This is a genomic window from Pedobacter sp. Leaf250, from assembly GCF_920984735.1.
Classification (GTDB): Bacteria; Bacteroidota; Bacteroidia; order Sphingobacteriales; family Sphingobacteriaceae; genus Pedobacter.
Genome location: NZ_CAKLBU010000008.1, coordinates 79,555 through 89,580 on the forward strand (window position 1 = coordinate 79,555; position 10,026 = coordinate 89,580).

Annotated in this window: 7 protein-coding genes; all 7 read right to left on the bottom strand. The window is 36.2% G+C overall.

Features of this window, described 5'->3' with window-relative positions:
- Window positions 1–30: 30 nt before the first annotated feature.
- The 7 genes from feoB to LUA91_RS08890 all read right to left on the bottom strand — a co-directional run bounded on the left by feoB (window position 31) and on the right by LUA91_RS08890 (window position 10,019).
- Window positions 31–2,139 carry a ferrous iron transport protein B gene (gene feoB, locus LUA91_RS08860; protein ID WP_231425690.1) on the bottom strand — a complete coding sequence of 703 codons (2,109 nt, stop codon included), beginning with the start codon at window positions 2,137–2,139 and terminating at the stop codon, window positions 31–33.
- Between the two features lie 10 nt (window positions 2,140–2,149).
- Window positions 2,150–2,365 carry a FeoA family protein gene (locus tag LUA91_RS08865; protein ID WP_010600239.1) on the bottom strand — a complete coding sequence of 72 codons (216 nt, stop codon included), beginning with the start codon at window positions 2,363–2,365 and terminating at the stop codon, window positions 2,150–2,152.
- Window positions 2,366–2,493: 128 nt separating this feature from the next.
- Entirely contained in the window at window positions 2,494–5,262 is a 2,769-nt protein-coding gene (locus LUA91_RS08870; RefSeq protein WP_231425691.1) for an outer membrane beta-barrel family protein, read from the bottom strand.
- Between the two features lie 163 nt (window positions 5,263–5,425).
- A complete protein-coding gene (locus LUA91_RS08875; RefSeq protein ID WP_231425692.1) occupies window positions 5,426–8,242 on the bottom strand; it encodes an outer membrane beta-barrel protein in 2,817 nt (938 codons plus the stop codon).
- Window positions 8,243–8,500: 258 nt separating this feature from the next.
- A complete protein-coding gene (locus tag LUA91_RS08880; protein WP_231425693.1) occupies window positions 8,501–8,899 on the bottom strand; it encodes a VanZ family protein in 399 nt (132 codons plus the stop codon).
- Window positions 8,900–8,911: 12 nt separating this feature from the next.
- A complete protein-coding gene (gene gcvH, locus LUA91_RS08885; RefSeq protein WP_231425694.1) occupies window positions 8,912–9,292 on the bottom strand; it encodes a glycine cleavage system protein GcvH in 381 nt (126 codons plus the stop codon).
- Window positions 9,293–9,788: 496 nt separating this feature from the next.
- Window positions 9,789–10,019 (bottom strand): LuxR C-terminal-related transcriptional regulator, encoded by a 231-nt coding sequence (locus tag LUA91_RS08890; RefSeq protein WP_231425695.1) that lies wholly within the window; start codon window positions 10,017–10,019, stop codon window positions 9,789–9,791.
- Window positions 10,020–10,026 lie beyond the last annotated feature (7 nt).

Consider the following 10,026-nt stretch of genomic DNA (forward strand, 5'->3'; position numbering starts at 1 on the left):
TAAAAATGAAGAAACCTGCTCTGCATAAAATTATTTTAGTAATTGATAAGCAATCAGGGCAGCGAAATATGCCATAGCTGTCATGTAAGCCAGCTGAATAATCGGCCATTTCCAACCTTTGGTTTCGCGGTAAACGATAGCAACAGTACTCATACACTGCATGGCAAAGGCATAAAACAACATCAGTGAAATGCCAGTGGCAAAGGTGTAAACAGGCAAATTGGTGCGGCTGTTTTTTGATGCAGCCATGCGCTCGCGAATGGTTGAGGTATCTTCATCGCCTCCATCAACACTGTAAATGGTAGCCATGGTACCTACAAAAGCCTCGCGAGCCGCGAAGGAAGTAATTAACCCAATTCCGATTTTCCAATCGTAACCAAGCGGACGAATGGCTGGCTCAATCCAATGACCCAGAATGCCTACGTAAGAATTTTCAAGCTTTTCTGTAGCGATAAGTGTTTCGGTGTGAGTGGTATTCTTAGTTGTATCTGCAAGGGCCGATGCGTATTTTTTATCGATCTTTTCAAAGCGATCGCCAGGGCCGAAAGTTGCCATAACCCAAAGAATAATAGAAATGGCAATGATGACCTTTCCGGCTTCTATAATGAAGGTCTTTGATTTTTCATACATCGTGTAGAAAACATTTTTCCATCGTGGCATACGGTAAATGGGCAGCTCCATGATGAAATAAGAACGCTCTTTGGTTTTGATGATGATTTTCATAACCCAAGCCACCAAAACCGCAGCAATAATCCCAACTAAATACATAATCATTAATGCTAAACCCTGCATATTAAAAATGCCAAATACGGTTTGCGATGGAACGATTAAAGAAATAATCAAAATATAAACTGGCAGTCTGGCCGAACAACTTACCAAAGGTGTAACCATGATGGTAATCATTCTATCCTTCCAGTTTTCGATATTCCTGGCTGCCATGATGGATGGAACGGCGCAAGCGAGTCCGCCGATCATTGGTACGACAGATTTACCATTTAGGCCTACCTTACTCATAATTTTATCCATCATGAAGGTTACCCGAGCCATGTAACCCGTATCTTCCAGAATGGATATAAAAGCAAATAAAATCGCGATTTGAGGGATAAATACGAAAATTCCACCCAAACCAGCTATAACGCCATCCAACACTAAATCGGTAAGCATTCCTGCCGGGAGATGCTCGTGGCCAAACTCTGTTATAAAACCAAAACCACTTTCAATCCAATCCATTGGGTAAGATGACCATGCGAAAATGGCATTGAAAATTACGAAGAGTATTAATATAAAGATGGCAAAGCCCCAAACTTTGTGAGTTAAGATGGCATCTAATTTATCGCTAAAGGAAAATTTTTGTGCTTTTCCACTATCCGTTACCACATCAGCCAATATTTTGCCTAAATGCTGGTAACGGGCTACGGTTTCTGCGGCCTGAACTTTTGAAGATTGGAAGTTATGTGATTGTTCAATCTGCTCAATTTCCTCTTGTTCTTTCGGGCTGAAAAAAGTTAAATATTCATGCTGATGCAACACCTGCAAAGCATAATAATCATTATCAGAGTTTAATTTTGATTTGATGGCATTAATTGCAGCTGGCGCTAAACTGTTTACATCAACATCTTGAAATTGTGTAGCAATTTTAGTGGTATTGGCTATTGCTTGTTTTAAACGATCGATACCAATGTTGTTTCTGGCAGAAATGGAAACGACTTGAATGCCTAGTTTTTCTGAAAGCTTATTTAAATTAACATCGATGCCTTGTTGTTCGGCAAGATCGATCATATTCAAGGCCAATATCATTGGAATACCCAAATCTGCAACTTGCGAATAAAGCAGCATGTTGCGTTTGAGGTTTGAGGCATCGGCAATTAATACAATAACATCAGGATGGCTGCTGTTTTTTTGATCGGCCAATACCTGGAAAACAATACTCTCATCGCTGCTTTTTGGATATAAACTATAGGTTCCCGGTAAATCGATTATTTCTGCTTGCTTGCCATCAAGCATTTTCATGTAACCTGTTTTCTTATCAACAGTTATTCCCGGGAAATTTCCAATTTTTTGATTTAACCCTGTTAAACGGTTAAAGAGTGTAGATTTACCTGTATTGGGATTTCCAACTAATGCAACTTTAATATCCAAACCTGCCTATTTATTGAATGATAATAACATCAGCTTCACTTTTACGCAAGCATAACTGATAACCAGCAACACGAATAGCCATCGGGTCGCCCAATGGAGCGAAACGTTCTACTTCAACAACTTCGCCGGGCAAACAGCCCATTTCCATTAGTTTTACAGACAAATCCAAATCTGTAAAAGAAATAATTGTGCCTTTTTCGCCTACTTTTAAATTGGAAAGTTTCATCTGTTATTATATTAAAACACGATGGTTTCATGTATTAAATTCAGGCGCAAGTTACCCTTTCTTTAGATTTATTCCAAATAACGTTGCCTAACATTGATGTTAAAAAACTTGTTTTACTAATTGATGATTTAATTACGCTGCCTTCCTCCGCCAAAACCTCCGCCGCCATTCCCGCGTCTGCCTTCACCACCTTCATTTCCTCTTATTCGGTTCTTGCCACCCATTCTATTAAGTGAATAAGTAAACGAAAACATAAAGTATCGCTGAAGAACATTGAAGCTTACATCTTGAATGGTGTTGTTATTGGCCGTTCTGCTAATGCCCTGATTCTCGTTGAGCAAATCGTTAACTACAGCTTTAAAAGTTCCCCGGTTTTTAAAAAATAACTTGCTGATGTATGAATTTACAAGCGTAAAGTGGGTATCAAAAGCTTCGCCACGACCCGTATTTTGATTGTAATCGGCATCTACAGACCACCGAATATCCCCAGGGAAAAGATAACTAATACTAATATTAGGACTGAAAGTATAAAAGCGAGTATTTGAATTGGGTTGTACAGAATAGGTAGCACGGTTTATTGAACCATTAACACCAGCTGTTAGATCGAGTTTATCTAAATTGGAAACCAAACGGTAGCCATTGGTGATGGACCAACTGTTTGTAATATTTTTTAGTGTATTGGTGAAATTTACATCGCGATCGTAATTTCCGGAAACATTAATGTGGAAGTTAAGCTTATTTTCACTCATAATTGGCAAACTCAATGATGACGATACGCTGCCGGCATAGACACCATTCACGTTGATAGGAGTAATGGCCAGCTTTCCCTGGTCGGGCCCGCTCTGGATTAAACTGCTGCTATTGGCAATTTTATTTGAGGTTTGGGTTAGATTGATATTTACAAAGAGCGACCTATTTTTACCAACTGTAAAGGTATTGTAAGCAATTCTTAAGGTGTTATCAAATTCTGGCTTTAAATCGGGATTACCAATTGGTATATTTTGAGTATTGGTGTTGTTTGGAATGGGTTGTAATTGTTGAATGGTAGGTTGATTGGTTCTACCACGATAATTGAAAACCAATCGCTTGCTGTTGCTAAAATTATACCTGAACATGGCCGATGGCGTATAATTAAACACATTTTGTTTCAATATAAAGCCTCGGGTAATATTGTTATTGGTTCTATCGGTATTTTGAACCGCCATACCAGCGTTCCAATTGTATTTTTTAGCCGATTTATTGATGCTGAAACCTGCCGTGTTGGTTAAAATGGTATTCTCGTATGAATTGCTAAAAGTTTGATCGAGTAAATCATATTGTAACGTTGCAGGGTTAAAATTATAAGTAAAACGATCAGAAGTGTTGTGGTTATATCCGTTTTGATAATTGAGTTCAAAACTTAGGCTATTGCTTAAAGGTTCGGTGTAAACCAAACGTGTATTTTGATTTATGGATTCACTCTCTTGATCGTTTAACTGATTGGTAAGCTTTTGAGTTATTGTATTTCCTTCAATCCTGGTTTCGGGATTATTGTTATAATTATTAGCGTCGTTATTATTGATATTGGTGTTTAAATTCAATGATAATGTTCGCCCACGGCGCATAAATTTTTTCCGGAGTAAGATATTATTGCTGATGGAAGGAGATGTTCCGTGATTACTTAATGCTTGCGAACCGTTAATGCGGTAAGTATTATAGTCTCGTGTATATTCACTAAAATTTAAACCTTCGTTATTGGTATAGCTTAAATTAGGCTGAATTCGTAATGAAGTTAAAGAATCAATTTTGGTATCTACCATAAAACCTAAACGGTGATTTAAACGCTGCGAATTATTGGTTTGATTGTTATTGAAAATGGTGGTTACATCACCTAAGAAATTTTGAGTAACACTGTTTCTCAGTATTAAATTTTCAGATTTGTTAACGAAATAATTAACACTGAATTCGGTTTGATCAGAATATGTGTCATTATAATTAAACCCGGCGGCTTTAGTATCAGTTATTCCACCACGGCCACCATTGCCTCCACCATTTCCGCCACCCAAACCTCCACCAAAATTTTGCTTGTTAACATTATTAAATTGAGCTATAACACTTAGCTTTCTATCTTGATTAAAATGATTGATGTTGGCATTAATATCATAGCGATCGTTAGAGCCATAACCAGCCGTGGTATTGCCGAAATAACCATTCTTTTTGTCTTTGCGGGTGGTTATGTTGATAATCTTGGTTCTCGTTCCGTCATCAATGCCAGTAAACTGTGCTTGATCAGAAAGTTCATCAATGATTTGGATTTTATCAATCATATCTGCAGGCAAATTTTTGGTTGCCAATAATGGATCATTGCCAAAAAATTCTTTCCCATCTACCCTCACTTTGGTAATGGTTTCGCCCTGGGCTTTTACGGTTCCTGCTTTATCAACTTCAACACCTGGGAGTTTTTTTAATAAATCTTCTACCACAGCATTCTCCACCACCTTAAAAGAACTGGCATTAAATTCCAAAGTATCTTTTTTAACCACGATAGGTGGAACTTCAGCCTTAATCTCAACCGTTTGAAGATCTATCGCACCACCTTCTAAAATGATATCCCCAATATCAACTTGTAATTTTTCAGCAGTGATGGTAAAATCCTTTGTTGTATTTTTTAATCCTAAGAAAGCAGCATAAAGTCTGTAAGCGCCAGGCTTTAAGCCTTTGAGGATAAATTTCCCATCTTCTGTAGTGCTCACCGCACCAACCATACTCGAATCAGATAGGTTCTTAATCGCTATTGAAGCATAATCAATAGGTTTTTTGTCTTTAGATTGAAGCACTCTTCCACTTATCGATCCATTATTTTGAGCGTAAGTAATGTAAAACGATAATATTAAAATTAGGGTAAAGAGTTGTTTCATTCGGCTAGTTTTCTGATTCTAAAATAAAGACTACCAACCACATTAAAGGTTTATTTCGCTTAAGTAACAATTGAAATACGTAACTGTCGTTTTAACAGTTATAAATCCTGAAAATAAAAAAGTCCCGATGAGAACCGGGACTTTAAACGCTGTAAATAAAGGATTACATTCTCATCCTCATGCCGCCGCCGCCACCTTGGTTTGGCATTTGCATATCGCCACTCATATTTCTGCCGCCAATGCGGGTTAATGAGTAAGTAAACGAGAACATGAAATATCTTTTTAGCACATTGTAATTTAAATCGGTAATGGTATTATTAGTTGCTGTTCTGCTAATACCTTGATTTTGATTGAAAGCATCATTTACCGCAACTTTAAATGTTCCTCTATTTTTAAAGAACTGGCGGCTGATGTATGAGTTTACCAAAGTAAATTCGGTATTATAATCTTCTCCACGGCCTGTATTTTTAATGTAATCCAAATCAATAGCCAAACGGATATTTCCAGGAAACACGTAGCTGATATCGAAACTTGGGTTTAGCGTATAAAAATTGGTGGTTTGAGCCGGATTAGCAGAATAGGTAGCCCTGTTGTACGTTCCGGAAATACCACCTGTTAAATCGAACTTATCAAAGTTGGTTACCAAACTATAACGATTTGTTAAAGCGTAAGTATTGGTTACGTTTCTAAGCAAATCAGCAGGGTTGTTATTGGCTGTTGTAAAGTTTACGTTTCTGTTGTAATTAGCATTAAGTGAAGCATTTAAGTTTAGCTTTCTTTCAGGAAGAAGTGGTAAGCCAACGTTTATGCTTCCAGTACCTGAATATACTCCATCAACATTAACATACGTTGTTCTAATTTTACCAAAATCTACATCATTTTGATCAGTAACCAATTGACTGCTGTTTCCGATTGCATTAAAAGTTTGGCTTAAATTTATGAAAGCGAAAAACATTCTGCTTTTAGCAAAATCGAAGTTGTTATAGTTAATAGTTAAATTATTATTGAACGCCGGTTTCAATCCAGGATTACCTACAAATACACTTTGGGTATTGGTATTATCAGGTATAGGTTGAATTTGATTAATGCTTGGCTGTTGAGTATTACCTCTGTATCGAATATTTAATCTTCTTGCGTTACTAAAGTTATACCTGAAATTAGCCGAAGGTGTTAAATTGATAAAGTTTTGTGTTCTCACCATACCCGTGGTAACGTTTGTATTTACACGGTTGGTTTGTTGTGCGGCAATACCGATATTCCAATTGTATTTTTTTTCATTTGTAGTGTAACTCACACCAGCAGCATTTGTTAAAGTTTGATTTTCGTAAATGTTGGTATAATCTAAATTTACTAAATCATATTGCCCACTTGCAGAATTAAAATCTAAAACCTGTCTGCCCTGATTATCATGGGAATATCCATTCTGATAATTTAACTCTAAACTTGTTGTTTTAGAAAGTGGTTCAGTATAAACTACCCTAGATGTATTGTTAATCGAATTGCTATTAACTTTATTCAATTGATCTATTAGTGAAGGTGTAGTTACATTGTTTACTGTATTGCTTTCAGAAATGTAATTGTATGTATCTGCATCGTTATTATTAATGCTGGTATTTACATTTAATGAAATCGTTCTGCCACGTCTCTTAAATTTTTTGCGAACCAATAAGTTGTTGGTAATGTTAGGTGTAGAAGAATTACTGATATACCGCTGATCTCCAATAGTTGATGTAGCGATTAGGTTTCTATTGTAAGTGCTTAAATTTGTTGCATCCGATTCTGTAAATGAAACATTTGGTTGAATTTTTATGGTTGTAGATGAATCCAGCTTGGTATCAATCATAAAATTTAACCTGTGGTTAATTCGATCTGTGTTGTTATCTGCAGTGTTGTTCACGGTGGTAATCGAATTTCCCAATAAGTTTTGTGTAAAACTGGTTTGCTGATTAGAAACATCCGATCGGTTAAAAAAGTAACTTCCTTGGATTTGAGTTCCATCTTTGTAAGTATCGGCAAAGTTTAAACCGCCAGCATTTGTATTGGTAATACCACCGCTACCTGCGCCACTTCCGCCACCACCAAAGTTACCACGGCCACCGCCACCAAATCCATTTCCAACGCCATTACCCTGGCCAAAACTTTGTTTATTTACGTTGTTAAACTGCCCGATTACGCTAAATTGCTGATCGTTATCAAATTTGTTTACGTTAATACTGGCATCATATCTATCATCAGTACCATAACCAACAGTGCTATTCCCGAAATAACCTTTCTTCATACCAGCTTTCGTTGTGATGTTTAATATCTTGCTACGTGTACCATCATCAACTCCAGAAAATTGTGATTGCTCCGACATTTCATCAATTACCTGAATTTTATCAACCATATCGGCTGGAAGATTTTTTGTAGCCAAAAGAGGATCGCTTCCAAAGAATTCTTTTCCATCTACCTTAACTTTGGTAACGGTTTCGCCTTGTGCTTTTATACTTCCATCTTTTGCCACTTCTACACCAGGAAGTTTCTTTAAAACATCTTCTACAACCGCATTTTCACGCACTTTAATTGATTTTGCATCAAATTCTAATGTATCTGTTTTAACAACAACAGGAATACTTGCCGTTACGTTTACATCTTTCAGGTCGAGACCATCATCACTCATGGCAATTTCTCCGGCATTCACTGCGGCTTTGGCCACTTCAATATCTTTTGTTGTTGTTTTCAAACCTAGAAAGGCAGCATATATTCTATATTTTCCAGGAGCAATGGCCTTAAAGCTAAATGTTCCATCGGGGTCACTTTGGCCCGAAGCTACCACTGCAGAATCTTTTAAACTTCTTACAGCTATGGTTGCATAATCAACAGGTTTTTTATCTTTAGCACTGATCACCTTTCCAGTAATCGATCCGGTATTTTGAGCTTGAGCGAAATAACCGCAAAAAATAAGAACAATGAAAACTGCTCTTTGAACGTTCTTCTTCATTAGAAAAAATTAGATATTAATACAAAACTAAGCTATCAGACTAAGCGAAGTTTAAAAGGTTTGGTTAAGATGTGTTAAATGAAAGGTAACATTTTAAATACAGCATTTAGGATGAAGCCGTATTGGGAAGATTGAGCGTTAAAATTAATCTATTTATTAGTTGATGGATAACTTTTATAATAAACCTTTGGGCAATTACAGCCTTTTTTAAAAATACCGCAGCTACTTAAGCTTAAACATGCGCCAACAATCAGTAAACTAAGTATTTTTTTCATCGAGGTTTAATTTGTGAAGTAGTATGTAACTAAATACAGCCATAAAAGCACCTAACATATCGCAGCCAAAATCCCACCATTCTGCCGAACGGTAAGTAAAAACTTTCCACTGTAATATTTCGATTGTACCACCAATAATGGCATTAATCAGGATGATTTTAAAAATGGTTAACGTTCTAAAGCCGTAATTATTTTGATATTTTATTTTGCCATAAAATAATAATACAGAAAGGACAAAGAAAAAGCCCAAGTGGGCCATTTTATCAAAGCCTTTAAAGAAAAAACCATCTCCATCAGAATCTGGCATTTTAATATTACAAAGCACCAAGACAACAATTGTCCAGAATATGGCCCATTTTTGTCGTTTTAGTGCTTCGTACAAAATATGGTAAAATTAAGCGCCAACTAAAGCCTGGTAAGCTTCTGCGGTTAGTAATTCTTCAACTTCAGCTAATTCTGATAATGAAACTTTAACCATCCAACCTTTACCATAAGGATCTGAATTTACCAATTCTGGGTTATCATTTAATTCAGCATTGATTTCTAAAACGGTTCCAGTTACTGGCATATATAAATCTGAAACTGTTTTAACCGCTTCAACAGTGCCAAAAACTTCTTCTTTAGCCACTTCAGAGCCTACGCTGTTGATATCTACGTAAACGATATCGCCCAATTCGCGTTGTGCAAAATCAGTAATACCGATAAAAGCTTCATTACCTTCAACCTTAACCCATTCGTGGTCTTTTGTGTATTTTAATTCTGATGGAAAATTCATTATGATTTAACTTGTTTACTATGAATGCCTTGTGTTAGTTTCGTTTTTGGTATAGCAGTGCTTTTTTGCAAACATTAATTTAATTGCCAACAGTTCAAGCATGCCAAGGCCTCAAAAATACAATTTAGTTTAGCCATTAGCAAAGACTGCTAAATAAGTTTTGGATATTCATCGCATTTTATCTAATTACTTAAAATACTTTCAAGCTATTATACTAAAAGGGAGATAACATCGAATTTTATACCCGAGGATCAAATGCAAATAATAATACAAGCTTAGTAGCGGGATTCAGATATAATTTTGGCTTGTCAAAATAATTATTTAAAGTTTTTACTGACCCTAAATGGCTATTTTATGAATGCTAGAAACGACCTAATTTTGCATTGTTAATTTATTCGGGACGATAGATTAAATAGTAAACGCTTTGCTTGTTAAATAGCAAAGCGTTTTTTTCTAACCAAATATTTAAAAGCCTTCCAATTTTGGAAGGCTTTTATTATACCTTAAGTAAGCCGTATTTATAAGCAAATGATACCAAAGATGCACTATTTTTTGTTTTGGTTTTAGCGAATAAGGTTTTTCTTATCGCTTCAATTTTGTTTTCATTAAGGTTTAATCTTTGGCTTATCTGACTATAAGTAAGACCTTCTGCTATCAGTTCAATCGTCTTAATCTCCTGATCATCAATTCCCATCAGTTTTGGGATGGCCACATTATTGCTTTCCATAGTGAAT